This window comes from Sodalis sp. RH19 (assembly GCF_047324215.1).
Lineage (GTDB): Bacteria > Pseudomonadota > Gammaproteobacteria > Enterobacterales > Enterobacteriaceae > Acerihabitans.
This window is the reverse complement of sequence record NZ_CP178734.1, coordinates 5,108,029-5,132,339: the sequence shown is the minus strand read 5'-3', so window position 1 is coordinate 5,132,339 and position 24,311 is coordinate 5,108,029. Positions and strand designations below refer to the sequence as shown.

Annotated in this window: 25 protein-coding genes; 10 read left to right on the top strand and 15 right to left on the bottom strand. The window is 58.9% G+C overall.

The window, feature by feature from the left end:
- Positions 1-80: 80 nt before the first annotated feature.
- The gene (locus ACL2XF_RS23010) at positions 81-2,006 is read left to right on the top strand and encodes an ABC transporter ATP-binding protein (RefSeq protein ID WP_413721563.1); all 1,926 of its coding nucleotides are present in this window, start codon (positions 81-83) and stop codon (positions 2,004-2,006) included.
- Between the two features lie 5 nt (positions 2,007-2,011).
- Here the strand turns inward: ACL2XF_RS23010 and ACL2XF_RS23005 are convergent, their stop codons facing one another.
- Positions 2,012-2,614 carry a LysE family translocator gene (locus ACL2XF_RS23005; RefSeq protein ID WP_410013262.1) on the bottom strand — a complete coding sequence of 201 codons (603 nt, stop codon included), beginning with the start codon at positions 2,612-2,614 and terminating at the stop codon, positions 2,012-2,014.
- A 121-nt stretch (positions 2,615-2,735) separates the two neighbouring features.
- On the opposite strand from ACL2XF_RS23005, the gene ACL2XF_RS23000 reads away from it, so the two are divergent.
- Both ACL2XF_RS23000 and ACL2XF_RS22995 read left to right on the top strand, forming a co-directional pair.
- Complete coding sequence (locus tag ACL2XF_RS23000; RefSeq protein WP_410013261.1) at positions 2,736-2,978, top strand: YheU family protein; 243 nt, start codon at positions 2,736-2,738, stop codon at positions 2,976-2,978.
- 104 nt (positions 2,979-3,082) lie between these two features.
- On the top strand, positions 3,083-3,952 hold the full coding sequence (locus ACL2XF_RS22995) for a phosphoribulokinase (RefSeq protein WP_410013260.1): 870 nt from the start codon (positions 3,083-3,085) through the stop codon (positions 3,950-3,952).
- A 632-nt stretch (positions 3,953-4,584) separates the two neighbouring features.
- Here ACL2XF_RS22995 and ACL2XF_RS22990 read toward each other — a convergent pair.
- The gene (locus ACL2XF_RS22990; RefSeq protein WP_413727600.1) at positions 4,585-5,007 is read right to left on the bottom strand and encodes an OsmC family protein; all 423 of its coding nucleotides are present in this window, start codon (positions 5,005-5,007) and stop codon (positions 4,585-4,587) included.
- Here ACL2XF_RS22990 and ACL2XF_RS22985 point away from each other — a divergent pair.
- The 3 genes from ACL2XF_RS22985 to ACL2XF_RS22975 all read left to right on the top strand — a co-directional run bounded on the left by ACL2XF_RS22985 (position 4,967) and on the right by ACL2XF_RS22975 (position 8,081).
- Positions 4,967-5,155, top strand: coding sequence for a hypothetical protein (locus tag ACL2XF_RS22985; protein WP_410016823.1), 189 nt, complete (start codon positions 4,967-4,969; stop codon positions 5,153-5,155). The two genes, ACL2XF_RS22990 and ACL2XF_RS22985, sit on opposite strands and share 41 nt — an antisense overlap.
- 167 nt (positions 5,156-5,322) lie before the next feature.
- Positions 5,323-5,955 (top strand): cAMP-activated global transcriptional regulator CRP, encoded by a 633-nt coding sequence (crp, locus tag ACL2XF_RS22980; protein WP_034895576.1) that lies wholly within the window; start codon positions 5,323-5,325, stop codon positions 5,953-5,955.
- Between the two features lie 53 nt (positions 5,956-6,008).
- Positions 6,009-8,081 carry a YccS/YhfK family putative transporter gene (locus ACL2XF_RS22975; RefSeq protein WP_413727599.1) on the top strand — a complete coding sequence of 691 codons (2,073 nt, stop codon included), beginning with the start codon at positions 6,009-6,011 and terminating at the stop codon, positions 8,079-8,081.
- 16 nt (positions 8,082-8,097) lie between these two features.
- On the opposite strand, the gene argD is transcribed toward ACL2XF_RS22975, so the two are convergent.
- Positions 8,098-9,324, bottom strand: coding sequence for a bifunctional acetylornithine/succinyldiaminopimelate transaminase (argD, locus tag ACL2XF_RS22970; RefSeq protein WP_410013257.1), 1,227 nt, complete (start codon positions 9,322-9,324; stop codon positions 8,098-8,100).
- Between the two features lie 158 nt (positions 9,325-9,482).
- Positions 9,483-10,058, bottom strand: a complete 576-nt coding sequence (locus ACL2XF_RS22965; protein ID WP_410013256.1) for an aminodeoxychorismate synthase component II — start codon at positions 10,056-10,058, stop codon at positions 9,483-9,485.
- A 200-nt stretch (positions 10,059-10,258) separates the two neighbouring features.
- Here ACL2XF_RS22965 and ACL2XF_RS22960 point away from each other — a divergent pair, with 200 nt between their 5' ends.
- Positions 10,259-12,034 carry an ABCB family ABC transporter ATP-binding protein/permease gene (locus ACL2XF_RS22960; protein WP_413727598.1) on the top strand — a complete coding sequence of 592 codons (1,776 nt, stop codon included), beginning with the start codon at positions 10,259-10,261 and terminating at the stop codon, positions 12,032-12,034.
- A 241-nt stretch (positions 12,035-12,275) separates the two neighbouring features.
- Positions 12,276-12,659, top strand: a complete 384-nt coding sequence (locus ACL2XF_RS22955; protein WP_410013254.1) for a DUF427 domain-containing protein — start codon at positions 12,276-12,278, stop codon at positions 12,657-12,659.
- A gap of 20 nt (positions 12,660-12,679) precedes the next feature.
- On the opposite strand, the gene ACL2XF_RS22950 is transcribed toward ACL2XF_RS22955, so the two are convergent.
- The 3 genes from ACL2XF_RS22950 to ppiA form a co-directional block, all read right to left on the bottom strand.
- Positions 12,680-13,282, bottom strand: a complete 603-nt coding sequence (locus ACL2XF_RS22950) for a putative adenosine monophosphate-protein transferase Fic (protein WP_413727597.1) — start codon at positions 13,280-13,282, stop codon at positions 12,680-12,682.
- On the bottom strand, positions 13,272-13,439 hold the full coding sequence (locus ACL2XF_RS22945) for a YhfG family protein (protein WP_410013252.1): 168 nt from the start codon (positions 13,437-13,439) through the stop codon (positions 13,272-13,274). The genes ACL2XF_RS22950 and ACL2XF_RS22945 overlap by 11 nt, the downstream gene beginning before the upstream one ends.
- A 149-nt stretch (positions 13,440-13,588) precedes the next feature.
- Entirely contained in the window at positions 13,589-14,161 is a 573-nt protein-coding gene (gene ppiA, locus ACL2XF_RS22940; RefSeq protein ID WP_413727596.1) for a peptidylprolyl isomerase A, read from the bottom strand.
- A gap of 317 nt (positions 14,162-14,478) precedes the next feature.
- Between ppiA and tsgA the strand changes: the two genes are divergently transcribed.
- Positions 14,479-15,672, top strand: coding sequence for an MFS transporter TsgA (gene tsgA, locus ACL2XF_RS22935; RefSeq protein ID WP_410016711.1), 1,194 nt, complete (start codon positions 14,479-14,481; stop codon positions 15,670-15,672).
- Between the two features lie 36 nt (positions 15,673-15,708).
- On the opposite strand, the gene ACL2XF_RS22930 is transcribed toward tsgA, so the two are convergent.
- On the bottom strand, positions 15,709-16,314 hold the full coding sequence (locus ACL2XF_RS22930) for a LysE family translocator (protein WP_410013250.1): 606 nt from the start codon (positions 16,312-16,314) through the stop codon (positions 15,709-15,711).
- A 41-nt stretch (positions 16,315-16,355) separates the two neighbouring features.
- Entirely contained in the window at positions 16,356-16,571 is a 216-nt protein-coding gene (locus tag ACL2XF_RS22925) for a DUF1127 domain-containing protein (protein WP_413721568.1), read from the bottom strand.
- A gap of 176 nt (positions 16,572-16,747) precedes the next feature.
- Here ACL2XF_RS22925 and ACL2XF_RS22920 point away from each other — a divergent pair, with 176 nt between their 5' ends.
- Positions 16,748-18,172, top strand: coding sequence for a PLP-dependent aminotransferase family protein (locus ACL2XF_RS22920; protein ID WP_413727595.1), 1,425 nt, complete (start codon positions 16,748-16,750; stop codon positions 18,170-18,172).
- A gap of 10 nt (positions 18,173-18,182) precedes the next feature.
- Here the strand turns inward: ACL2XF_RS22920 and ACL2XF_RS22915 are convergent, their stop codons facing one another.
- The 6 genes from ACL2XF_RS22915 to ACL2XF_RS22890 all read right to left on the bottom strand — a co-directional run bounded on the left by ACL2XF_RS22915 (position 18,183) and on the right by ACL2XF_RS22890 (position 24,208).
- Complete coding sequence (locus ACL2XF_RS22915) at positions 18,183-19,466, bottom strand: cytosine deaminase (RefSeq protein ID WP_410013247.1); 1,284 nt, start codon at positions 19,464-19,466, stop codon at positions 18,183-18,185.
- Positions 19,467-19,631: 165 nt separating this feature from the next.
- Positions 19,632-20,636, bottom strand: coding sequence for a tryptophan--tRNA ligase (gene trpS / locus ACL2XF_RS22910; RefSeq protein WP_410013241.1), 1,005 nt, complete (start codon positions 20,634-20,636; stop codon positions 19,632-19,634).
- A 1-nt stretch (position 20,637) separates the two neighbouring features.
- The gene (locus tag ACL2XF_RS22905) at positions 20,638-21,336 is read right to left on the bottom strand and encodes a phosphoglycolate phosphatase (protein WP_410016710.1); all 699 of its coding nucleotides are present in this window, start codon (positions 21,334-21,336) and stop codon (positions 20,638-20,640) included.
- Positions 21,329-22,060: a ribulose-phosphate 3-epimerase gene (gene rpe, locus ACL2XF_RS22900; protein WP_413727594.1), complete on the bottom strand. Its 732-nt coding sequence runs from the start codon at positions 22,058-22,060 to the stop codon at positions 21,329-21,331. Before rpe ends, ACL2XF_RS22905 begins: the two co-directional genes overlap by 8 nt.
- A 22-nt stretch (positions 22,061-22,082) precedes the next feature.
- Complete coding sequence (dam, locus tag ACL2XF_RS22895) at positions 22,083-22,922, bottom strand: adenine-specific DNA-methyltransferase (protein WP_413727593.1); 840 nt, start codon at positions 22,920-22,922, stop codon at positions 22,083-22,085.
- An 83-nt stretch (positions 22,923-23,005) separates the two neighbouring features.
- Entirely contained in the window at positions 23,006-24,208 is a 1,203-nt protein-coding gene (locus ACL2XF_RS22890) for an SPOR domain-containing protein (RefSeq protein ID WP_413727592.1), read from the bottom strand.
- Positions 24,209-24,311 lie beyond the last annotated feature (103 nt).

The following is a 24,311-nucleotide window of genomic DNA, read 5'->3' as shown; positions in this document are numbered from 1 at the left end:
GCAAAGTTGAAACCAGGACAGGTTATCCTGGATAGCATTCAATAATGTTAATTTAACATACTCTCAAACTATGGCGCTTTATGATTGTCTTCTCCTCACTGCAAATTCGCCGCGGTACCAACGTACTGCTGGATAACGCCACCGCCACGGTGAATCCCGGGCAAAAGGTCGGACTCGTCGGCAAGAACGGCTGCGGCAAATCAACATTATTGGCATTGCTGAAGCATGAACTCGGCTGCGACGCCGGCAGCGTGACCTTCCCCGCCAACTGGTCGATGGCCTGGGTTAACCAGGAGACGCCGGCCCTTGACGTGCCGGCGCTGGAGTATGTTATCGACGGCGATCGCGAGTATCGCCAGCTGGAAGCCGACCTCCAGCTCGCCAACGAGAAAAACGACGGCCACGCCATCGCCACCGTGCACGGCAAGCTGGACGTTATCGAGGCATGGACCATTCGGCCGCGCGCCTCGAGCCTGCTGCACGGGCTGGGGTTCAGCCAGGATCAATTGCAACAGCCGGTGCGGGATTTTTCCGGCGGCTGGCGTATGCGCCTTAACCTGGCGCAGGCGCTGATTTGCCGCTCCGATTTGCTGTTGCTTGATGAACCGACCAACCACTTGGATCTGGACGCGGTCATCTGGCTGGAAAAATGGCTGAAGAATTATGACGGTACGCTGATTCTGATTTCCCATGACCGGGATTTTCTCGATCCTATCGTAAATAAAATCCTGCATATTGAACAGCAGACGTTGAACGAATATACCGGCAACTACTCGTCGTTTGAGCAGCAGCGGGTGACCAAGCTGGCGCAACAGCAGTCGCTGTTCCAGCACCAGCAGGAAAAAGTGGCCCATTTGCAGCATTATATCGACCGTTTCCGTGCCCAGGCCACCAAGGCCAAGCAGGCGCAAAGCCGGATCAAGATGCTTGAGCGGATGGAGCTGATCGCCCCGGCCCATGTGGATAATCCCTTCCAGTTCAAGTTCCGTACTCCGGAAAGCCTGCCGAGCCCCCTGCTGAGCATGGAGAAAGTCAGCGCCGGTTATGGCGAGCGCACCATCCTTAATTCCATCAAGCTTAACCTGGTGCCCGGTTCGCGCATCGGCCTGCTAGGACGCAACGGCGCCGGCAAGTCGACGCTTATCAAGCTGCTGGCCGGCACCCTTGAGCCGCAGTCCGGCACCATCGGCCTGGCGAAAGGCATCAAGCTGGGTTATTTCGCCCAGCATCAGCTGGAGTTCCTGCGCGCCGACGAATCGCCGCTGGCGCATATGATCCGGCTGGCGCCGCAGGAGTATGAGCAGGCGCTGCGCGACTATCTGGGCGGGTTTGGTTTCCGTGGCGATAAGGTGACCGAACCGACCGCGCGTTTTTCCGGCGGCGAAAAGGCCCGGCTGGTGCTGGCGCTGATTGTCTGGCAGCGTCCCAACCTGCTGCTGCTCGATGAGCCGACCAACCATCTGGATCTGGATATGCGCCAGGCGCTGACCGAAGCGCTGATAGATTTCGACGGCGCGCTGGTGGTGGTGTCCCATGACCGGCATTTACTGCGTTCCACCACCGATGAATTTTATCTGGTGCATGACGGTCGCGTCGCATCGTTTGACGGCGATGTGGAGGATTACCAGCAGTGGCTGGTGGATCAGCAGCGCCAGGCGGCGGCGCAGGACGGCAATGATACCGAGACCCCGGCGCCGCAGGTCAATAATGCCCAGGCCAGGAAAGACCAGAAGCGGCGCGAGGCGGATTTCCGTAATCAGACCCAGCCGTTGCGCAAGTCCATTACCCGTTATGAACAGCAAATGGAAAAACGTGGCGCGGAGCTGGCGGCCATCGAGGCCGGACTGGCCGACGCGGCGCTGTATGATATCAGCCGTAAAGCGGACCTGGCCCTGGCCCTGCAGCAGCAGGCCAAGGTTAAATCGCAGCTGGAAGAGGCGGAAATGGCGTGGCTGGACGCCCAGGAACAGTTGGAGACCCTGACCCGGGAGTTCGAGTCGCAATAAGCGCGTCAGCGCCAGATCAGCAATACGCAGGCCGCCGTCAGCAGGCCCATGGCGACGTTAAAAGCGATCCAGGCGCGTTTGCTGCGCAGCAGCCGGCCGATAAGGGTGCCGAAGCCGAGCCAGATAACGCCGGAGACAATATTGACGCTGACGATGCCGACGCTGATGGCGCCGACGGAGGTGATATAGGCGCTGCCGCTCAGGCTGAAGCTGGCCACCGCGCCCAGCGCCATCAGCCAGGCCTTGGGATTAAGAAACTGCAGCAGGCCGCCCTGGTAGAAGGGAATGGGCCGGGGGGGCGGCGCGTCGGTTTCCAGTTTTTCATAGGCGGCGGTGGCTATTTTCCAGGCCAACCACAGCAGGTAAAGGCTGCCCGCCACCTTCAGCATAAAATGCAGGGACGGATAAAGCGTGATTAGGCCGCCGATGCCGAAGGCCACCAGCAGCAGGATACATTGCATGCCGAGCATGATGCCGATCATCAGCGGCATCGAGCGCCAGAAGCCAAAATTGGCGCCCGAGGCGGTAAGCAACATATTATTAGGACCAGGGGTAATGGCGGCCACCCAGAGAAACCCCAGCATTGACAGAAAAAGACTCAGTTCCACGTTTTGGCGGCTCCCCGTAAAATAACGCGTATGAAGCTACCAGTGCGCACGTGGATGCACAAGGCATAACAGGTGAAATTTACTCAACACCTTGATTTATTGACTATCGGGACACAATATCGTGATTATTCCCTGGGAACAAATCGATCCTGACACGCTCTATAACCTGATCGAGTCCTTTGTACTGCGTGAGGGCACCGATTATGGCGAGCAGGAGAAATCACTGGCGCAAAAGGTCGAGGATGTAAAACGCCAGTTGATAAGCGGCGAGGCGGTGGTGGTCTGGTCGGAATTGCATGAAAATATCAATATCATGCCGCGCGGCCGGTTTAATGACCAGGCCGGAGATACGCCGGGCGAATAGCGAAGCCCCTGGCCCCTAAGCGCTAAATATGCTAACACTCACTTCTGGGCCTTGATGCCGGGCGCACTTCTTCACGCCGCAATTCAACCAAGCGTAGGGTTACCATGTCGACAAAACACCCCATTATTGCCGTTACCGGTTCCAGCGGTGCGGGCACCACCACCACCAGCCTGGCGTTTCGTAAAATATTCCAGCAGTTGAATATCCACGCCGCCGAACTGGAGGGTGACAGCTTTCATCACTTTACCCGGCCGGAAATGGATATGGCGATCCGCAAGGCGCGGGATTTAGGGCGCCATATCAGCTACTTTGGTCCGGACGCCAATAACTTTGGCCTGCTGGAGCATACGTTTCATCAGTATGGCGATACCGGCCGCGGCCAGTCGCGTAAATATCTGCATACGTATGACGAGGCGGTGCCGTATAACCAGATCCCCGGTACCTTTACGCCCTGGCAGGCGTTGCCGGAACCGACGGACGTGTTATTTTACGAGGGGCTGCACGGCGGCGTGGTGACCGATAGCCATGACGTGGCGAAGCACGTGGATTTGCTGGTGGGCGTGGTGCCCATCGTCAACCTGGAGTGGATCCAGAAACTGGTGCGCGATACCGGCGAGCGGGGGCATTCGCGCGAGGCGGTGATGGATTCGGTGGTGAGGTCGATGGAGGATTATATTAACTACATCACGCCGCAGTTTTCCCGCACCCATATCAATTTCCAGCGGGTGCCGACCGTCGACACGTCGAACCCTTTCGCCGCCAAGGCGATTCCCTCACTTGACGAAAGTTTTGTCGTTATTCATTTCCGTAGCCTGGCGCATATCGACCTGCCTTACCTGCTGGCGATGCTGCAAGGCTCCTTTATTTCCAATATTAATACGCTGGTGGTGCCCGGGGGCAAGATGGGGCTGGCGATGGAGCTGATAATGGGGCCGCTGGTACAGCAGTTGCTGGAAGGAAAGGAAATTAAGTAAACTCGAGGCCTCGGGCGGGAACACCACGCCCGATTCGGCCCCATCGGCATGCTTTCCCTTGAACACGCCAGGATTCGCTGCGGTGTTGGCGGGCCTAGCATACCGTGGGGCGCTCGGTCGGGCGGGAACACCACGCCCGATTCGACCCCATCGGCATGCTCTCCCTTGAACACGCCAGGATTCGCTGCGGTGTTGGCGGGCCTAGCATACCGTGGGGCGCTCGGTCGGGCGGGAACACCACGCCCGATTCGACCCCATCGGCATGCTTTCCCTTGAACACGCCAGGATTCGCTGCGGTGTTGGCGGGCCTAGCATACCGTGGGGCACTCGGTCGGGCGGGAACACCACGCCCGATTCGACCCCATCGGCATGCTCTCCCTTGAACACGCCGGGTTTGAGCGCGGTGTTGGCGGGCATACCGTGCCATGGGGCGCTCGGTCGGGCAGAGAAACCATGCCCGATTCGACCCCATTGGCGCGCTCTCCCTTGAACACGCCGGGTTTGAGCGCGGTGTTGGCGGGCATACCGTGCCATGGGGCGCTCGGTCGGGCAGAGAAACCATGCCCGATTCGACCCCATTGGCGCGCTCTCCCTTGAACACGCCGGGTTTGAGTGCGGTGTTGGCGGGCCGGTTAGGCGGCGGGGGCGTGGCGTTCGTCGCGCACTTCAAAGCTGTGGGTCATATTGACCGACGCGCCGAGCATCAGTGAGACCGAGCAGTATTTTTCCGCCGATAGCGTCACCGCCCGCTCCACCGCCTTGTCGGTCAGCCCGGCGCCGGTGACGATAAAATGCAGGTTGATATGGGTAAACAGGCGCGGCGCCTCGTCGCGGCGCTCGGATGTGAGTTTGACCTCGCAGTCCCGGACGTCCTGCCGCGCTTTGTGTAAAATCGATACCACATCAATGGCGCTGCAGCCGCCGACCGACATCAATACCATTTCCATTGGGCTGGGCGCTTTTTCGCCCGCGTTCCCATCCATCAAAACCTGGTGGCCCGAGGCGGATTCGCCCATGAAAGACAACCCTTCTACCCATTTGACCCGTGCCTGCATTATGATACTCCTGATGAAAAGCTTTCCAGCAGACTACATTTTTGTTGGAAAACTGGCAATGTTACTGAACATACTTCATGCTGAAGCAAGACAACAGAAGACACTGCTTCAAACCTATGCTAAAAACAAGGCTGGATCGGCCTCATGATAATGAAAGGGCAAGAGATCGATCGGAACATCACATTACCAGACCCTAATAAGTTCCCTTACGTCGCTCCGTTTAAACGCGGAGTCAGAGTGAATAATACAAGCGCCGTAACAGGGAATACGATGTCCCGAACCTGGGATAGCGATGACAAAAGAGGATAACAGCGAATGGTTCTCGGCAAACCGCAAACAGACCCGACTCTCGAATGGTTCCTGTCTCATTGCCATATTCATAAGTATCCATCGAAGAGTACACTTATACATCAGGGTGAAAAGGCTGAAACGCTTTACTACATCGTTAAGGGCGCCGTGGCGGTGCTGATTAAGGATGAAGAAGGCAAAGAGATGATTCTCTCCTATCTTAACCAGGGAGATTTCATCGGTGAGCTCGGCCTATTCGAGGAAGGTCAGGAACGCAGTGCCTGGGTACGGGCGAAAACCGCCTGTGAAGTCGCCGAGATTTCGTATAAAAAATTCCGGCAGCTGATTCAGGTGAATCCGGATATCCTGATGCGCCTGTCGGCGCAAATGGCCAGTCGTTTACAGGTAACGTCGGAAAAAGTCGGCAACCTGGCATTCCTGGACGTTACCGGACGCATAGCGCAAACCCTGTTGAACCTGGCGAAACAACCCGACGCCATGACCCACCCCGACGGCATGCAGATAAAAATCACCCGTCAGGAAATCGGCCAGATTGTCGGCTGTTCCCGCGAGACGGTAGGACGTATTCTTAAAATGCTCGAAGATCAAAATCTTATATCCGCGCACGGTAAAACCATTGTTGTTTACGGCACGCGCTGATAGCCCCGTTATACAGGCGTGGTGCTTCGTACCACGCTTTTTTTGCTGACAGTATGTGGCGCCGGTTAATCTACCACCCTGAAGTAAACTATGCCCTGCGGCAAACCATCGTGCTATGCCTGCCGGTGGCCGCCGGCCTGTTATTCGGCAGCTTGCAAAACGGCCTGCTGTTTTCGTTGGTCCCTGCCTGCTGCAATATCGCCGGCCTCGATACCCTGCATAAACGGTTTTTCAAGCGCCTGGCCGTCGGCGGTGCGCTGTTCGCGCTGAGCAGCGTGCTGATCCAGGTGCTGTTGGCCGTGCCGGTGCCGTTGCCCTTGGTGATGCTCGGCCTGGCGCTGCTGTTCGGCGTTACCGGTGAAATCAGCCCGCTGCACGGCCGTTTATTGCCCGCCGCGCTTATCGCCGCCATCTTTACCCTGGGCCTGGCCGGCAATGTGCCGCCCGTCGTGCCGCCGCTGCTGTATATTGCCGGCACCGCCTGGTACGGACTGTTCAACGCCCTGTGGTTCCGGTTGTGGAAGGAGCAGCCGATGCGGGAATCTCTTAGCCTGCTGTATCGGGAGCTGGCGGATTATATCGAGGCGAAATATACCCTGCTGACACAGCATACCGATCCGGAAACCGCCCTGCCGCCGCTGTTTGCCCGCCAGCAGGCGGTGATTGATCTGATTGCCCAGGTATACCAGCAGCTTTATATGCTGTCGGCCAATGATCAGCTGCAGTACAAACGCCTGCTGCGTTCTTTCCAGGTGGCGCTGGATTTGCAGGAGCATATCGCCGTCAGCCTGCACCAGCCGGACGAAGTACAAAAACTGGTGGCGCAAAGCCACGCCGAGGCGGTTATCCGCTATAACGCCCGGTTGATTGCCGCGCGGTTGCGGGTACTGGCGGATGATATTCTCTATCACCGGCAGCCGGGGCGTTTTAACATGGCCACCGCGCTGTCGGCCCTGGAAAAAATTGCCGACCGGCATCCGGATAATCCGGTCGGACAGTTTTGTTATTACCATTTCAGCCGTATCGCCCGGCTGCTGCGTACCCAGCGCCCGCTTTACCGCCGCGACCTGATGGCCGACAACCAGCAGCGGCTGTCGTTTTGGCATGCGCTGGTCAGCTACTGTTCCTTTAAATCCATGGCGCTGCGCAGCGCGGCAAGGCTTGGGATTATGCTGGCCATCGGCAGCAGCCTGGGGCTGGTATTGGATCTCCCCAAACCCTACTGGATTTTAATGACGGTGATGTTTGTCAGCCAGAACGGCTATAACGCCACCCGGGTGCGGATCCAGCATCGGGCCCTGGGCACGTTGGCGGGGTTGGTGATTGCCGCCGGCACGCTGCAATTCAGGCTGAGCGACGGCACGGTATTGCTGTGCATGTTGTTCCTGACGCTGGCGTCTTACCTGGTGTTGCGCAAAAATTACGGCCTGGCGATGATCGGCATGACGGTGACCGCGGTGTATACGTTGCAGCTACTGTCGCTGAACGGCGCGCATTTCCTGGTGCCCAGGCTGGTGGATACGCTGATCGGCTGTATGCTGGCGTTCGGCGGCATGCTGTGGTTATGGCCGCAGTGGCAAAGCGGTATGCTGCGCAAAAACGCCCATCTGGCGCTGGAGCGGGACCAGGACGCGCTGCGACTGCTGCTGCAACCCGCCCCCGAGCCGGCGGCGCTGGCCTACGCGCGCATGAAGGTCAACCAGGCGCACAACGCGCTGTTTACGTCGCTTAGCCAGGCGATGCGGGAGCCGGCGTTTAATTCGCGCTATCTGACCGATATGCGTTTATGGGTGACCCATAGCCAGTTCATCGTCGAGCACATCAATGCCATGACCATCCTGGCGCGGGATCACTACATGCTGACGCCGACGCTGGCGCAAAAGTACCTGGCCTCTTGCGAGGTGGCGCTGCAGCGCTGCCAGCAACGGCTGGAATATGACGGCCCAAGCTCAGACAGCCCGGTGATGGATGCCGCCGGCGAAACGCCGGAGCTGCCCGGCACCCTGATGGAACGCCATCTGCGGCGTATTCTGTTCCATCTGGGCGTGATGCATACGATTTCATCGGTAGCCTGGCGCCAGCGGCCGCAGCACGGCAACTGGCTGGCGCGCCGGTTAAGCCATTAGTCTCCCGCCGCGCGCCTTAGGGTTTGGCGGCGATAACCTGCGCCACCGCCTGTTCAAACCGGGCCATGCCCTGTTCGATATCGGCGAACTCCACCACCAGCGACGGCGCGAAACGGATGACGTCCGGACCGGCGTTGAGGATCATCAGGCCCTGCGCGGCGCTGGCGTGCAGGAACTCGCGCGCCCGGCCATGGAACTGCGGCCGCAGTTCGGCGCCCAGCAGCAGGCCCATGCCGCGCACATCCGAAAATACCTGATATTTGTCGTCAATCGCCTGGAGCGCGCTGACGAAACGATCGTGCCTTTCGTTAATGCCCGCCAGGACTTCCGGCTGGTTAATCACATCCAGCGCCGCCTCGGATACCGCGCAGGCCAGGGGATTGCCGCCATAGGTGGTGCCGTGGGTGCCCACTTTCATCACCGAGGCGATCTCTTCCGTAGTCAGCATGGCGCTGATGGGGAAACCGCCGCCCAGCGCCTTGGCGGTGGTCAGAATATCCGGCGTTACGCCATAGTGCATATAGGTAAACAGCTTGCCGGTGCGCCCCATGCCGCACTGCACTTCGTCCATCACCAGCAGCGCCTGATTCTGGTCGCACAGATCGCGCAGGCCCTGCAGGAATTCCGGCGTGGCGGGCATAATGCCCCCTTCACCCTGAATCGGCTCCACCACCACGGCGCAGGTATGATCATCCATCACCGCCTTGACGGCCGCCAGATCGTTAAAAGGCACATGGACGATATCCGCCGGTTTTGGCCCGAAGCCGTCGGAATATTTTGGTTGCCCGCCCACGGTAACGGTAAACAGCGTGCGGCCGTGGAACGCGTTATGAAAAGCGATGATTTTGGTTTTATAGGGGCTGTGGCGGGTAATGGCGTAGTGACGCGCCAGCTTAAACGCCGCTTCATTGGCCTCGCCGCCCGAGTTGGCAAAAAACACCCGGTCGGCAAAGGTGGCGTTAATCAGCTTGCGCGCCAGGCGCAGCGCCGGTTCGTTGGTAAAGACGTTGCTGGTGTGCCATAGGGTTTCGCCCTGGGCTTTCAGCGCCGCGACCAGCGCCGGGTGGCAATGTCCCAGCGCAGTGACGGCAATGCCGCCGGAGAAATCAATATATTCCTTTCCGTCCTGGTCCCATACCCGGCTGCCCTTGCCCCGGACCGGAATAAACTGCGCCGGTGCATAAACCGGCAGAATAACCTGGTCGAAAGTTTCCCGCGTTACTGCGCTATTATCTGTATTCATATGTAATTACCCGGTCCGCAACAAATCAAGAAGTGATATTATAGTCATAAAATATGAATAAAAAATCACTCCAGTGCAATCGTTTTATCACTATCAGAGCGAAAAAAAGCCGCTGCCCGTGGCCTTGTCCGTTAATGCTATATCAACATGCCGATCGGCTAACACGCAAGAAAGTTCGCCAGGAGTTGATGCCCCTGCTCGCTGAGCACGCTTTCAGGATGAAACTGTACACCTTCAAGCGGCAGGGTTCGATGACGGATGCCCATGATTTCATCCCGCGCGCCGTCGCGCAGACTCCAGGCGGTCGCCTCCAGGCAATCGGGCAAGCCGGCGCGGTCGATCACCAGGGAATGGTAGCGGGTGACCGTCAGCGGCAGGGCCAGCCCGGCGAAGACGCCGCGGCCGTCATGGGTAATGGCGGAGGTTTTGCCGTGCATCACCTGGTTTGCGCGCACGATGCGGGCGCCGAAAGCCTGCGCAATGGCCTGATGACCCAGACAGACGCCGAGTATAGGTATCCTGCCGGCAAAATGACGAATGGCCGCCAATGAAATGCCGGCCTCGTCGGGGGTGCCGGGACCCGGGGAAATCACCAGTTGCCGCGGGGCCATGCGCTCGATATCGGCCAGTTGCAACCGGTCGTGGCGCCATACCTCTACCTGCGCGCCCAGCTCGCAAAAATATTGGTACAGGTTGTAGGTAAAGGAGTCATAGTTATCGATAAGCAGCAACATCGCCGGTATATCCTACTGGTAAATAGATTTTTATTGAATAACAACAGGATGCATTTTAGATAGCGGCCCGTGCCCCGCCAGCCACACAGGATAGCGTCCTTTGCCTGGACAGGAGATCAGGACCTGTGTGATATTCACCCGACGCCCGCCCGCAGGCTACCGGCCATATTGTCATATCGTCAGGGATAAAAAAACAACGCATGCACCGTTATAAGCCGCTGAAAATACTGCTGCCTTACCTGTGGCCCAAAAATAACCCTAAGCTGCGCTACTATCTGGTGGCGGCGCTGCTGTTTATGATCGTGGCCAAGGTCGGCACGTCGCTGGTGCCGCTGGCCTATAAAGCCATCGTCGACCGGCTGGGCGGCGACCAGGCGCGGCTGCTGGCCGTGCCCATCGGGCTTATCCTCGCCTACGGTCTGGCGCGGGTCTGCGCATCGTTATTTGATGAACTGCGCAACGTGATGTTTATCTATGTCAGCCAAAACGCCACCCGGCTGCTGGGCCTGCGCGTTTTCCGCCAGCTGCATGCCCTAAGCCTGCGTTTTCATCTGGAACGGCGCACCGGCGGGTTGTCCCTGTCCATCGAGCGGGGAACCCAGGCGGTCTCGACGGTGCTGTCGCGCGTACTGTTCTCCATCGTGCCCATCTTATTTGAAATCAGCCTGGTGGCGGCCATTATGTGGCGGCTGCTGAACATCTGGTTCGCGGTGGCGATTATGGCCACCGTCGGCGCGTATATCCTGTTTACCATTACGGCGGTGGGATGGCGTACCCGCTTTCGCCGCGAATTAAACCAGGCCAATGCCGACGCCAGTAATAAATCCCTCGACAGCCTGCTTAATTACGAGACCGTGAAATATTTCGGCAATGAGGCGTTCGAGTGCCAGCGCTTTGACAGCTCGCGTCGGCTGTATGAGCGCGCCGCCATTAAAAACCAATTCAGCTTTACGGTGCTGAGCATTGGCCAGACGGCGGTGATTTCCGTCGGTTTGGTCACGATGATGGCCATGGCGGCGCGCGGCATTACCCAGGGCACCATGACCCTGGGCGACTTTGTACTGGTTAACGCTTATCTGCTGCAGTTGTATCAGCCGCTGAATTTTTTTGGTTTTATTTATGCGGAAATACGCCAGGCGCTGATCGATATGGATAATATGTTTGATCTGCTCACGCTGGAAAGAGAAATTGAAGATCGCCCTGGCGCCGCGCCGCTGCGCGTTACCCGCGGGGAAGTGGCGTTCAACGCCGTCGGTTTCGGATATGACGCGCGCCGCCCCATCCTGGGCAATATCACATTTACCATTCCGGCGGGGAAAACCGTGGCGGTGGTCGGCGCGTCGGGCGCGGGCAAATCCACGCTGTCGCGCCTGCTGTTTCGTTTTTATGATGTCGATGCCGGCGCCATCACCGTGGACGGGCAGGATATCCGCGACGTTACCCAGGCGAGCCTGCACCGCGCCATCGGCATCGTGCCGCAGGATACCGTGCTGTTTAACGATACCCTGCGCTATAACATCGGCTATGGCAATACCGACGCCACGTTTGCCGAAATCGAGCGGGCCGCCAGGCTGGCGCATATCCATGATTTTATTGTCAGCCTGCCCGACGGCTACGAGACCCGCGTCGGCGAACGGGGCCTAAAACTGTCCGGCGGTGAAAAGCAGCGGGTGGCCATCGCCCGCACGGTGCTGAAAAATCCCGCCATCCTGGTCTACGACGAAGCCACCAGCGCACTTGATACCCAGACCGAACGCGAGATCCAGACGCATCTGCGCGAGGTCAGCCGCGATCATACCACCCTTATCATCGCCCACCGGCTGTCCACTATCGTCGATGCCGACGAGATTCTCGTGCTGGAGGACGGCGCCATCGCCGAGCGCGGACGCCATGGCGAACTGCTGGCGCAAAACGGCCGCTACGCGGCGATGTGGCAGCATCAGCGCCGCGAGGAACAGGATCAACAGACGGCGTAAACAACGCCTTCGGGGCGGCAGCGCGGCTTCACGTGGCTTGCGTGCATCCTGCCGGTGGCCGAGGCCGCAGCCTGCTTGCCGGGAGAGTAAAGGCTAGGGAGCACTGGCGGTAACACGCCGCACGCGCAAAGGCGTAGGCTGCGATAGTACGCCATGGCCGGTCACAGGCCGGATACCCCCGCCGCGGTTTATTGCGGCGGGTCCCCCGGACGTCACGATAACGCACCGAGGTCATACCGTTATGAATACCAAACCCGTTAAAATACCAGGTCCCGATCATCCGATCACCATTGAGCCCAACCCGCAGCGCATCGTGGTGTCCGTCGGCGGCCATACCGTCGCCGACAGCCGAAAGTCGCTGACCCTGCGCGAAGCGGACTATCCGCCGGTGCATTATATCCCGCGCGCCGATGTGGACATGACGCTGCTGGAAAGGACCGACCATGCCACCTATTGCCCCTATAAAGGCGATTGCGCGTACTACAGCATAACGCCGGGCGGACTGCGCTCGCGCAATGCCGTATGGAGCTACGAATCGCCCCATGAGGCCGTCGCCGCCATTAAGGATTACGTGGCGTTTTATCCCGATCGCGTCGACAGCATCGACCTGCGTCCCGGCGGATAATCAACGCGGCGCCGGCAGGCTTAATCGGGCTCGCCCGGTTCGGCGACCACGCGGGCAAACAGGGCGGCCAGGGGTGCCGTGTCGCCAAAGGCGCCGGCTTCATTGGCCGCCAGCCACTCCTCCCGTTCGATGGGCCGCCAGCGCACGTCGTAACCGGCATGGATAATCAACTGCTCAAAGAAGACCCGCTGCGCCCGTCCGTTGCCTTCCCGGAACGGGTGCAGCATATTGATGTCGGCATAATATTGCGCCAGGCGCGGCACGATTGCGTCCAGGGACAACCCGCGCAGATAGTCTTCATCCTCCAAACGCTGCATCACCGCGTTGCCCTCCTTTTCCAGGTAGGCAAAATGGCAATAGCGGGTTTCATTTTGATAGATATCCACCGTGCGCAACTGCCCGGCCCAGTCGTAAACATCCTGGAACAACTGGCGATGCAGGGCGCATAGCCAGGGCAGTCCCCTATTTGGCGGCCCCAGTTCTATCGTCGCGGCGCGCAACCCGGTTAGCGCCAGTTCGGCCTCGCGCAGGCCGGCGGACTCATGAATATTAAGCCGGTTGGCCAATACCGGGAGGCCGGGATAAAAATAGGGATCGCGTCCGTCGCCGAATTTATCGTTCATAATGCCTCCTGAGCTCGTCAATGCGCAGCAAGGCCTCTTGCGCCGTCAGGGTAACCGGTTCGGCGGTAAAACCTTCGAGGCGGTTGCTGGCGTGGAAATTCTCATTGCGGCGTTGCTGGAACAACCTGGCTTTTTGTTTTTCAGTCATTTTTTTCATGTCATGCCTCCTGGCTGCGACCTTGAGGTAATAACATGAAGTATAACCGGCATTGGCGGGTTCGCCGGGAAGCGAGGCGCGGACGACGGCGACGGGCCGCCGGGGAAAGGCCATGGCGACCTTTCCCGTTAAGCTGGCCGCGGCGGGGATTATGGCATAATTTTAGCGGACAGGATGGTCACCGGTTTTACCGGCACATTCTGGTAAGGCCCGACGTTTTTGGTCGGCACCTGGGCAATTTTATCGGCCACATCCATCCCCTTGACCACTTTGCCGAACACGGCATAACCGAAATCACGCTGGCCATGATCGAGGAACGCATTATCGGCAACGTTGATAAAGAACTGGCTGGTGGCGCTGTCCTTGTCGTTGGTGCGGGCCATGGCGACGGTGCCGCGCAGGTTGCGCAGGCCGTTATCCGCTTCGTTTTTTATCGGCGCCTGGGTGGTCTTTTGCGTCAGATCCTGGTTGAAACCGCCGCCCTGGACCATAAAACCGGGGATGACGCGATGGAAAATGGTGTTGTTGTAAAAGCCGCTGTTCACATAATCGACAAAGTTTTTCACCGCCACCGGCGCTTTTTGATTATCCAGCGCCAGCTCAATATTCCCCGCCGAGGTCGTCAGCAGTACATGGGTGTCCTGACCGGCGGCGAACACCGGGCAAGAAGCCGCCGCCAGGGAGAAAACCAGTGCGGCGGTGGCCAGGTTTCGTTTCAGCATGAAGGGTTCCTTTTTAATACATGGGCAACAGGAAGGGCTCTGATTCTAAAGAGCGGGCCGCGCTTACGCTACCCATTTACCGTTTTTTACGTAACAGGTTTTATATCGTCGCCGGGAAGGACCTCCCGCGCGGGCGGGATGGGTCTACCGCCGTTAAACAGATATTGCAAAAATCGCTGAAAATGTCCGGCGGGGCGACTTTTATGTCCACGGCATAAATCGCCATGATAGTATTTGTGCCCTATCGGTAACAGTAAGGCAACAATGATGCCGGCGGGCGGCAAGCCGGTCGGGCGTCGACATTTAACAGGCCAATGATGAATAACAAAAATCGACTGCTGCTAACGTGGATTAGTTTTTTTTCGTACGGATTGACCGGCGCGTTGGTGATTGTCACCGGCGTGGTGTTAAGCAATATTGCCGCGTATTTTCAGGTCCCCGTTTCGGCCATGAGCGCCACCTTCACTTTTCTCAACTCCGGTATTTTGCTGGCGATTTTCCTGAACGCCTGGCTGATGGAGATTATCCCGCTCAAACGCCAGCTGATTTTCGGCTTCGCGCTGATGGTGCTCGCCATCGCCGGCCTGATGAGCGGGCATACCCTGGCGCTGTTTTCGCTGTCGATGTTTGTCCTGGGCGTGGTGAGCGGCATTACCATGTCCATCGGCACTTATCTCATCGCTTACCTTTACACGGGACGGCAGAGGGGTTCGCGCCTGCTGTTTACCGACTCGTTTTTCAGTATGGCCGGGGCGGTATTCCCCATCCTGGCCGGCGTGCTGCTGGCGCGCCATATTACCTGGTATTGGGTGTACGCCTGTATCGGCCTGCTGTACGTGGCCATTTTTATCCTGACGCTGCTGAGCGAATTTCCGGTGCTGGGCAAGAAAGACCGCGCGGGGGATCCGCTGGCCGTGCCGCCGGCCCGGGAAAAATGGGGCGCAGGGGTACTGCTGCTGTCGGCCGCCGCGCTGTGTTATATCCTGGGGCAGCTGGGTTTTATCGCCTGGGTGCCTGAATACGCGACCCACAGCTTCGGCATGGATATCGAGCAGGCCGGCGGGCTGGTGGGTAATTTCTGGACGGCGTATATGGTCGGCATGTGGTTTTTCAGCGCGGTACTGCGCCATGTGGATTTACAGCGCATCGTTACCCTGCTGGCCGCGCTGTCCGCCGTCCTGATGTATCTGTTTATCACCTCCGGCCATGGGGAACATCTGCATTATTACCTGCTGGGGCTGGGGTTTGTTTCCAGCGCCATTTATACCACCATTATCACCCTTGGCTCGCAGCAAACCCGGGTGACCTCTCCCAAACTGGTGAACACCATTCTCACCTGCGGCACCATCGGCACCATGCTGACATTTGTGGTTACCGGCCCTATCGTCGCGCATCTGGGGGTAAAATTCGCGCTCATAACCGCCAATGCGTTGTATCTCGCCGTGTTCGTCTTGTGCCTGTCGCTGGGTTTCGTCACCCGCCATAGGCTGCACGGACACGCGGGCGAATAACCGGCTGGCCACGCGCATGCCTGGCCCGGGCAGGGACTAGCGCACCAGCAGTGGATAGAGCGACAAGACCAGCGTCGCGGCCATCAGGCGATTGAACATCATCTGCCGGTGCGACTGGCCGAGCCTGTTTTTCAACATACTGCCGAAGGCCGCCCAGGCGCTGACGCAGGGAGCGTTGATCAGGGTAAAAATCAGGGCGATCAGCACAATATCGCGAAAATGATATTGCAGCGGGGCATAGGCGGTGACGGCGCCTATCGCCATCAGCCAGGTTTTGGGATTCAGCCATTGAAAAACCACCGCGCCCCAGTAGCCCAACGGCACGGCCGCGCCGCTCAGGCCGCCCGACGGCGCCACGGCGTTGGCGATGCGCCACGCGAGATAGACCAGGTAACAGGCGCCGCTCACCCTGACCAGGGGAAACAGCATGGGATAGAGCTGGAACAACCGCTCCAGTCCCAGGCCGATGGCCAGTATCATCAAGCACAGCCCGCAGCTAACGCCGAAAATATGGGGCAAGGTACGATAAAAACCGAAATTCACCCCGGAACTGGCCAACATGGCATTATTGGGTCCGGGGGTGATGGACGTGACAAACGCGTACAGGCAAAAGGCGCTTAGTTCGGCAATGGTATTGGTCATGGTTCATTCAGTCCTTGTGATAGAAATCCTTTATCAATAACTTATTTTTTTTCGTCCCGATACGCGACTTCGCTGCGTGAAAGTCCGATATCCTTCAGCTGATCGTCACTCAGGGCGCTTAAGATCAGGCGGTTGCGCCGCCGCCGCTGCCAGTCGGTGAACCGGTGGTAGAACGCAAGCAGCGGATTCTGACCGACGGCGTGGCGCGGCTTTACGTCCAGGGGAAGGGTCCGGCCTATTTTTAACGTGTTTTTCATGATGGTTCCTCCTCGTCGGTTGATGGAACTATCATGCAACGGTATGCTGATACCGTACAGATTCAGAAATCCGGTATTTTCACCATACAAATAATAATAATCAGCGCTGTAATGCTTAGATTTCGTCCATTCTGTATTGCTTTTTACTTAGAAAATTTAACCTGTATGAGGGCGATATGACGCGTTATGACAACCTGGCCGGTATCATCGGCGAACGTATTGAGCAGGGGCTATATACCTGCGGTCAGCGGTTGCCCTCGGTGCGCGCCCTGAGCCTGGAGCATGAGGTAAGTATCAGCACCGTGCAACAGGCGTACCGGGTATTGGAGGAACGGCGGCTGATCGAGGCGCGGCCGAAATCAGGTTATTTTGTCAGCCAGCAGCATGAGCCGGCCGCGCTGCCGGCCATGTGCCGCCCGGCGCAGCGGCCGGTGGAAATATCCCAATGGGATCTGGTGCTTAAGCTGCTGCGATCCGATCCGGTTGACGGCATGGTGCATCTGGGGCCGGGTATGCCGGATATCAGTTCGCCCACGTTAAGACCGCTGACCAGACAGTTAAGCCGCATCGCCCTGCATCCGGACCTGCGCGGCATGACCTACGGCGATATCAGCGGCGCCCCGGCGCTGCGCGAGCAAATCGCCCGGCTGCTGGTGGACAGCGGTTGCCTGGCGCTGCCCGACGATATCATGATCACCACCGGCTGCCACGAGGCGCTGTCGATCGCCATTCACGCGTTATGCCAGCCCGGGGATATCGTGGCGGTGGATTCGCCCAGTTTCCATGGCGTGACCCAGACGCTGAAGGCCTTCGGCATCAAAGCGCTGGAAATCCCCACCGACCCGGTGACCGGCATCAGTCTTGACGCGCTGGAACTGGCGCTGGAACAATGGCCGATCAAGGCCATCCAGGTCACGCCCAATTGCAATAATCCACTTGGTTATATTATGCCGGACGCGCACAAGCAGGCGCTGCTGAATCTGGCGGCGCGCTACGATACGCCGATTATCGAGGACGATGTCTATGGCGATCTGGCCTACCGTTATCCGCGTCCGCACACCATTAAATCCTTTGACGACGACGGCCGCGTGCTGTTGTGCAGCTCATTTTCCAAAACCCTGGCGCCGGGCCTGCGGGTCGGCTGGATCGTGCCCGGCCGCTATATGGAAAAAGTGATTCATATGAAGTATATCGGCACCGGCGCCACCGCGTTGCAACCCCAGCTGGCGGTGGCCGAGTTTGTGCGCCAGGGCGATTACCAAAAGCATCTGCGGCGCATGCGCGCCCGCTACCAGCTTAACTGCGATATCATGACCGACTGGGTCAAGACCTATTTTCCGCCGGAGACCCGCGTCAGCCGGCCCCAGGGAGGATTTTTAATGTGGATCGAACTGCCGGAGCACTTTGATTCCCTCAGGCTGAACCGACAGTTGGAAAAAGGGGGAATACAAATTGCCGTAGGACCGATTTTCTCGGCCTCCGGCAAATACCGCCATTGTTTTCGCCTCACCTACGCCACCCAGCTCACGGCGGAAATCGAGGCGGCGATCAAAAAAATCGGCGAGACGATTAAACGGCAGTTGGCCGACGTGACGGCTTGAACCAGCAGCGTCACCGCGTGAAATCGACCTTTTCCGCGGGGCCGTCGAGAAACAGCGTCGCCTGCGACGGCAGCGTCTGGGCAATCACCCTGCCCCGGCGGATCACGTAGCGCGGCGCGGTTTGCCGGCGCACCGCGTCAAAACCGTTTTCCGCCGGCAGGATCACCAGATTGGCGCTGTTGCCTTCCTGGATACCGTAATCATCAAGGTGCATAGCGCGGGCGCTGTTAACGGTAATCAGCTCCAGGCCCCGGTTAATTTGCTCATACCCCATCAACTGGCAGATATGCAGGCCCATATGCAGTACCTGCAGCATATTGCCGGTACCGAGCGGATACCAGGGATCAAACACATCGTCGTGGCCGAAACAGACATTGATGCCCGCCGCCATCAGCTCCTTGACCCGCGTGACCCCCCGCCGTTTGGGATAATCGTCAAACCGGCCCTGCAAATGGATATTCACCAGCGGGTTGGCGACAAAATTGATGCCTGAAAGCTTCAGCAGCCGGAACAGGCGCGCGGTATAGGCGCCGTTATAGGAATGCATCGCCGTGGTATGGCTGGCGGTTACGCGCGCGCCCATGCCGTCGCGGTGCGCCAGCGCCGCGACGGTTTCCACGAAGCGCGACTGCTCATCGTCGATTTCATCGCAGTGCACGTCCACCAGCCGGTCGTATTTCAGCGCCAGGGCGAACGCTGTATGCAGCGACTCCACGCCGTACTCGCGGGTAAACTCGAAATGCGGGATAGCGCCCACCACATCGGCGCCCAGACGCAACGCCTCCTCCAGCAGTTCCCCGCCGCGCGGATAAGACAAAATGCCTTCCTGCGGAAACGCCACCAGTTGCAAGTCCACCCAGGGCGCCGCCTCGCGCTTGACCTCAAGCATCGCCCTGAGCGCCGTCAGCGTGGGATCGGAAACGTCGATATGGGTACGCACGTGTTGAATGCCGTTGGCGATTTGCCATTTAAGCGTTTGCCAGGCGCGCCGTTTTACGTCCTCGTGGGTCAGCTGCGCTTTACGCTCCGCCCAGCGTTCAATGCCCTCGAACAGCGTGCCGGACTGGTTCCAGTGGGGGTCGCCGGCGGTCTGGGTGGTATCGAGATGAATATGCGGCTCGACAAAGGGCGGAATAACCAGGCCGCCTCCGGCGTCCAGCGTTCCCGGCGCCTCCCCGGCGTCGGCGGGCGGCGTCTCCGGCGCGGCGGTGATCCGCGCGAAACGCCCCTGCTCGACGCTAATGCGCCACAGGCCTTCCCGCTGGGGCAGGCGGGCATTGATGATGTATTGCAATGGACATTCCGGCACGGTTCACCTCGTTACAGGACGGGACGCAAGGATTCATCCGGCAAGCTTAACGCAACCGCCGTCCCTTGTCCGCAGCTTCCTTTGATAACCACCGCAAGGCCCAAGTCTAGCCAAGCGCCGCTGTTTTTAGCCGGCGCGAGCAATGCTCAACTACGGGCGGGCGACAAATCCCACGGCCTGGTACACCTGGCGCAGGGTCTGCTGCGCGCGCGCGCTCGCCTTGGCCGCGCCGTCGCGCATAATCTGGTTAAGCAGGGCATCATCCGCGCGAAAATGGCGATAACGCGCCTGCAGATCGGTGAGCATGCCGGACACGGCGTCCGCCACCGCCCCTTTCAGGTGGCCGTACATCTGGCCCTCGAATTCATGTTCCAGGGCAATAATGGATTTGCCGGTGACGCCCGCGAGGATATCGAGCAGGTTCGACACCCCGGGTTTGGCTACGGGGTCGTAGCGCACCACCGGCGGCTCTTCCGAATCGGTCAGGGCGCGTTTCAGTTTCTTCGCCGCCGATTTTGGATCTTCGAGCAGCGTAATCACGTTGTTGCGATTGTCATCCGACTTGGACATTTTTTTGCTCGGATCGAGCAGCGACATCACCCGGGCGCCGGATTTGGGAATAAAGGGGTCGGGCAAGGTAAAGATAGGCCCATAGAGCGCGTTAAAACGCTGGACGATATCCCGCGTCAGCTCCAGATGCTGCTTCTGATCGTCGCCCACCGGCACCTGGTTGGTCTGGTAGAGCAGGATATCAGCCGCCATCAGCACCGGATAATCGAACAGGCCGGCGTTAATGTTATCGGCGTAACGGGCCGATTTATCCTTGAACTGGGTCATGCGGCTCAGCTCGCCGAAATAGGTGTAGCAGTTGAGCAGCCAGCCCAGCTGCGTGTGTTCCGGCACATGGGACTGCACAAAGATGGTGCTTTTTTCCGGGTCGATGCCGCAGGCCAGGTACATCGCCAACAGATCCAGGGTGGCGTTGCGTAGTTTCTGCGCATCCTGGCGCGCGGTGATGGCATGCAGATCGACGATGCAATAAATACAGTCGTAATCATCCTGCATGGTAACCCACTGACGCAGCGCACCCATATAATTGCCAATGGTCAATTCGCCTGAGGGCTGCGCGCCGCTGAATACGATGGGTTTACTCATTTTACGCTTCCTGATTATCTGTAGATGACAACCCAAGGATGGGCAGGAGATCGGCAAAACGGTCCAGGACATAATCCGGATGGCTCGTTTCGATCGTTTCGCCATAGTTATAACCGTACGTCATGCCGACGCAGGGGCAGCCGGCGGCTTTGGCCGCAATGATATCATTGCGCGAATCGCCGACAAACAGCAGTTCCTCAACGTAGAGTCCCAGTTTGCCCAATACCAGGTAGATGGGCGCCGGGTGCGGTTTTTTCGCCGCCACGTCATCCCCGCCGATCAGCAGCGAAAAATAGCTGTCGATACCCAGCGATGCCAGCAGCGGCGCGACAAAAGGCGTGGGTTTGTTGGTCACCACCGCCATGGGCAGGCCGTGGGCGGCCAGACGGGCCAGCGTGTCTTTTACCTGCGGGAACAGCCGGCTGCCCTGCTCAACGGTCTGGGCGTAAAACTGGTCGAACAGCACGCGCGTCTCGCGGCACAGCGCGGGTTCGGGCGAGGCGCCGGCCCAAATCAGGGCGCGTTCGACTAAAACGTCGGCGCCATTGCCTATCCAGGTGGAAATCAGCGTCTGCCCCGCGGGCGGAAGTCCCTGTGCCTGGAGAGCCTGATCGAGCGCGCTGCTGAGCCCCGGGGCGGTATCGGTTAAGGTGCCATCAAGGTCGAAGGCCAGTCCGCGGATGTTGCAAAGCTTACTCATGGCTGTTTTTTCGCTCAAGGCGGCTATCCCCGGGTCTGGTGTTATCCGACTCAGGACGGCTGGCGCCCAGCTCGCGACGCATGGCGTCGATAATGGCCCGGTAGTCGGGATGGCCGAAGATCGCCGAGCCGGCGACAAACATATCCGCGCCGGCGGCGGCGATGGCGCCGATATTATCGACTTTGACGCCGCCATCCACTTCCAGGCGAATATCGCGACCGCTGTCGTCAATCAGCCGGCGCACCTGGCGCAGCTTGTCGAGAGTGCCGGGAATAAACGACTGGCCGCCGAAACCGGGATTAACCGACATCAGCAGGATAATATCGAGCTGGTCCATGACATAATCCAGGTAACTGAGCGGCGTTGCCGGGTTAAGCACCAGGCCGGCCTTGCAGCCGTGGGATTTGATCAGCTGCAGCGAGCGGTGGACATGTTCCGAGGCTTCGGGATGAAAAGTGATGTAACTGGCGCCTGCGGCGGCAAAATCGGGAATCAGGCGATCGACGGGCTTGACCATCAAATGGACGTCGATGGGGGCGGTGATGCCGAAGTCGCGCAGGGCCTTGAGAACCATCGGCCCCATGGTGAGGTTGGGTACGTAGTGGTTATCCATCACATCGAAGTGAACCACATCGCCGCCGGCGGCCAATACCCGGGCGGTGTCTTCGCCCAGACGGGCAAAATCCGCCGAAAGGATGGATGGGGCGATTAAAAAATTTTTCATCCGCGTCTCCAATCATTAATGGTCAGTCAATGGCGCCGGAGCGGTCAGCATAATCATACAGCGCCAGCAGCTCGTTCACCTTGATGCGGCCAAGGATATTGCGGCTGATGGTGCGCCGGCCTTTCACCACATGCAGCACCGCGTCGCAATACCACTCCCGCGTCAGCAGAGTGTCATGGTTGGAAATCAGTACCGGCACCTGCGCTTCGCTGGCCAGCCGGTAGGCTATCCGCGCCAGGTTCTGCTGCTCAAGGTTATTGAAACTATTCGTATGGTACGCCGTAAAATTGGCCGTGGTCGACAACGGCACATACGGCGGATCGCAGTACACCACAGATCCCTGCGCCGCTTTATGCAGGGTCTGCTGATAATGTTCACAGACAAAAACCGCCTGCTGGGCTTTCTCTGCAAACCAGTTGAGTTCGTTTTCCGGGAAATAGGGTTTTTTGTAGCGGCCGAAAGGCACGTTGAACTCGCCGCTCAGGTTATAACGGCACAGGCCGTTATAACAATGGCGATTGAGATAAAGAAACAGCACCGCCCGCCGATAAGCATCGGTACAGAGGTTAAATTCGCTGCGCAGCAGATAATACACCTGCGACGTATTGGTCTCGGCGTTAAACATCAGCCGGGCGTCGCCGATAAATTCACTGGTGCGTTCTTTGACGATGTTGTACAGATTGATGAGATCGCTATTGATATCAGCAAGGATGTACTTCTCGTAGTCGGTATTCAAAAATACCGACCCCGCGCCGACAAAGGGCTCGATCAGGCAATCCCCCGCGGGTAAATGGCGGCGGATATCTTCTATTAGCGGATATTTACCGCCAGCCCATTTCAAAAACGCGCGGTTCTTCTTCATGCCGTCGATTGTTACTCACACACTCTCAAGAGCCGCGGATTGTACTCTGTTTAGGACCCATACATCAGGTTAAATTCAGGAACTTATTTGTTTTGATCCTGCTTGACCTGGCCAATTTCCCTGGCCCACGGTTTTTTAGCCTGAATATCGGCCGGTAATTGCGCCACCGCGCTTTTGGCCTGGGCTGATGTCGGGTAGACCCCGCTCACCAGCACATACCAGGGCTTGCCGTCACGGCGGGTCTCATACACCCAATACTGGCCCAACTGCTGCTTCTTGGCATAGGCGTTAAGCGTAGTGGCCTGGGAAGCGCTGCTGATTTGCACGGTGTAATACCCCGCCGGGGCGGTTTGGATTGAACCACCGGCACTGGCGGGGGCGGCCGCGGCGGCTGGTGCCGACGTGGCTACCGGTGCCGCTGTAGCTGCCGGCGCGCGCTGCGCGGCGGCGGCGGGAGCGCGCGTGGCGGGTTCAATCACCATGGTATGGCGGGTGGGTGCTGCCGTGGGCTGCGGCGCGGCCACGGCCGGCGCACGCTGGACGGCGGCGGGCGCCTTGGCGTTATGCGTCGGCGCCGAATTTTTGGCGCTGGGGACCATGGCGGTCGTCTTCGGCGCTTTATGCGCGGCGGACGCGGGTTTGGTCGCCTTGGCGGCAGGTTCCCTGCCCGCCGGGGCCACCGTGGCCGGTGCGGTCGGCAGCGTCGAGGCCGGCTGGTCGCCGTTGACTTGCTGGGTCACGCCGTTAACCCGATCCCCTTGCTGTGACAGCGCGTCCGCCATATTGCCCGGCAGATCGATGCGGTGCTGCGGATTGCCGTCGGCTGACGGCGGCGCCTGGGTCGGCGCGGCGGCAACCGGCGGCGCGTTGAGCGTCTGCGGCTGCTGGGCGGTGCCGTTGCTGCCGTTCACCGTACCGGCGGTATTGCCGTTGCCGCCGTTTACGGTGCCGTTGGCCGCGGGCGTACTGCCTGGGCTATTGACGTCGGGGTTGGCGCTGTCCGGCACGGGTTTGAGATCGTTGGTCGCGGTATTTGCCGTACCGGGCAGTTCGATGCTCTTTTCCGCCACGTTCGGATTTTGCTGGTTAGCGTCCATCTGGGTAGGCGCCTTTAACGCCGAACCGATGGCAATAACCAATAGCAGCAGCACCAGGATGCCAATGCCTATCATCAGATGCTGTTTGGACATGGCCACTTTGGGAACTGAAGGACCTTTCCGTTGACGGGGTGGGCGGCGATCGCTGCTATCGGGTCTCAGTTCGTCTTCCGACTTGAACTCATCCATCTAAAACTCTCCAACTGAGAGATAATTTCCGCACGGCCCGGGGGTCGTGGGGAGGGTTAATGCGATTAAATCAAACTCATCCCCCCTTTCCCGCTCGCGGGAT